General features: G+C 66.8%; 2 protein-coding genes and 1 pseudogene. 2 read left to right on the forward strand and 1 reads right to left on the reverse strand.

The window, feature by feature from the left end; genetic code table 11:
* Positions 1–194 (forward strand): annotated as a pseudogene (locus tag HUK84_RS14700) (hypothetical protein); the annotation flags it as partial.
* A 405-nt stretch (positions 195–599) separates the two neighbouring features.
* Positions 600–1565, forward strand: a complete 966-nt coding sequence (locus HUK84_RS14705; protein WP_176640953.1) for a crotonase/enoyl-CoA hydratase family protein — start codon at positions 600–602, stop codon at positions 1563–1565.
* Positions 1566–1659: 94 nt separating this feature from the next.
* On the opposite strand, the gene HUK84_RS14710 is transcribed toward HUK84_RS14705, so the two are convergent.
* Positions 1660–2596 (reverse strand): response regulator (locus tag HUK84_RS14710; RefSeq protein WP_176640954.1); only part of this gene is annotated, 937 nt, incomplete at its 5' end.

Here is a 2596-nt window from a genome sequence, read left to right on the forward strand (position 1 = left end):
GTCCCGGCGATCCCGCGCGGCTGGTCGCCGGCGCGGCGCGGTTGCGGGCCGAGACATCCTGGATTCCGCGCTTCGTGACGCTGGACGAAATCGTCGAGACGGCCTATCGCTGGCGCCTGGCCCATCCGGATGGTTATCGCACCGACACCGGCGCATCCCGCACCCCCATCATGGCGGAGACAGTCCGCGCCTGACCACGCCGCGCGTTGCGCGGGATGGCGTGTCGGTTGACGGGCCGGACGCTTTTCCGAAATCCGGCGAACATGGCGCAGGATTTTAAGAAATAATTTAAAAATCAACTGTACCGTCCGTCGCCGGAGATGTTCTGCATGACCGGCAATCTATTGAAAATATGTATTTCCGTTCCATCGGCCACCCGCGGGGTGGCCGAGGCGCGATGTGATGCGCCGAAATTCTCCGGCATGGCCGGCCGTGTCTTCCGGGCAACCTATCAGGATTGTTCGTCATGCACGGGCAAGGCATGCTTCATCATCAATGACGACACACGGCCTGGCAGCTAGGCTTTCGCCGGCCGAGGCGGTCCGACGGCACATCGGGTGCATTGCAGCGTCCGTCCGGCATCCTGTCAGGAGAAGATCATGTCGTCGAAATCCAGCATCCAGGCCGTCTCGTCCATTGCCACCGCGCTGAACCCCACCCTGATGTCCGGGCGTCCGCTGCACGGCCTGCGCAGCGTACCCGAGCCCACCACGATCGAAAGCCTGCCGAACGTCGAGGTTTCGTTCGATCCGGCAGGACGGACCCTGTGGACCTTCATGCGGCCGGATGGCCGGCCCAGCTTCTCGCCGCCGCTGCTGCGCGACCTGCGGACGATCCAGCACCGGATCCATGCGGTGGCGGACGCGACGGGCGGAAGCCTGCCGTTCCGTTACGTCGTGGTTGGATCACGGGTGCCGGGGATCTTCAACCTGGGCGGCGACCTGGCGCTGTTCGCCGAAAAGATCATGCAGAAGGACCGCGAAGGGCTGCGCCGCTATGCCCATGGCTGCGTGGACGTGGTCTTCGCCAATGCCGACGGATATGGGCATTTCGTCACCAGCGTGGCCCTGGTGCAGGGGGACGCGCTGGGCGGCGGTTTCGAGGCCGCGCTGTCGTGCAATATCATCGTGGCCGAGAAACATGCCAAGTTCGGCCTGCCGGAAATCCTGTTCAACCTGTTCCCGGGCATGGGGGCCTATACGCTGCTGACACGGCGCATCGGCGCGCGCATGGCCGAAAAGATGATCCTGAGCGGCCAGACCTACAGCGCCGCCGATCTGCATGACATGGGGATCATCGACGTACTGGCCGAGCCGGGCGACGGCGAGGCGACCGTCCGCGAGCACCTGGCGCGCCTGGACCGGCGCTACAACGCGCACGAGGCGATCCTGCGGACCCGGCAACTGGTCAACCCGGTCAGCCATCAGGAACTGCGCGACGTCACCGATATCTGGGTGGACGCCGCCATGCGCCTGACGGAGAGCGACCTGCGCAAGATGCTGCGGCTGGTCAATGCCCAGAACCGCCGCATCCAGTCCGACGAGCCGGCCAGCGCCGCCGGTTGAACGGCGGCCGGTCACTGGCGGCCGGTCACCTGGCGGGCGAACCGCGACGCAGGCCGATCATGCGCCGCGGTCTGCCCGCCAGTGGGGCCGGTCCTTATGGAGCGATGCCGTCCTGGGGCGACAGGATCGTGTAGGGGAACAGGGCCTCGTGCACCTTGTCCATTTCCTGCCGGATGGCGAGAAGATGGGCATGGGCCGCACCGGTCCCCCGATTGAAGTCGAAGCCCCGCCATTCCTGGCAGAGCGATGTCAGCCGTTCGGCCCCGACATTCGCCGCGGCGCTGCGCAATGAATGGGCCTCGTCCAGCAGCACGGTCCATTTGCCCGCCGCCAGCGCATCCGCCATCCGGTCGATGATGGCCGCCGCGTCGGTCAGGAAATCGCCGATGAGGTCGGCGCGGAATTGGGTGCCGCCCAATGCCTGCAGGTCCTGCACCATCTTGCGGTTCAGCGTGACGGCCGGGAACGGGACGATGACGGCCCGCTCCACCAGCGGCGGCGGCGGGGCGAGCGGTTCCGGACGCGCGGGGCGTTGCCCGGCCGAAGCGGGAACGAGCGCATCGATCGTCTGCAGCAGGGCCTCGATTTCGATCGGTTTCAGCAGGAATCCGTTCATCCCGGCCTCGCGGCACCGGGCCTGGGTTTCCTGCGTGCCGTCCGCCGTCAGCGCCACGATCGGCAGGCTGGCGCCGGCGCCGACCTCGGAGAAGCGATAGAGCTTGGTCGCCTCGATCCCGTTCATGACGGGCATGTTGAGGTCCATCAGCACCAGGTCGAATGACTCCGCCTCCAGACGTTCCAACGCTTCCTCGCCATTCGCGGCGGCGCGCCAGCGATGGCCGACCCGGGAGAGGGTCTTGCACAGGACCTTCTGGTTGACGATGTTGTCCTCGACGACCAGGATCGACAGCGAACGGGCCGCGACGAGCCCCTCGCTCAGCGGCGTGGCGGGTTCGGACGGGTCGGGCCGTTCGGGCAGCAGGGCTGCGGCCAGGCCGAGGACGGTCGTGATCGCGCCGTCATCCGCGTCG

The organism is Nguyenibacter vanlangensis (assembly GCF_013376155.1).
Taxonomy (GTDB): Bacteria; Pseudomonadota; Alphaproteobacteria; order Acetobacterales; family Acetobacteraceae; genus Gluconacetobacter; species Gluconacetobacter vanlangensis.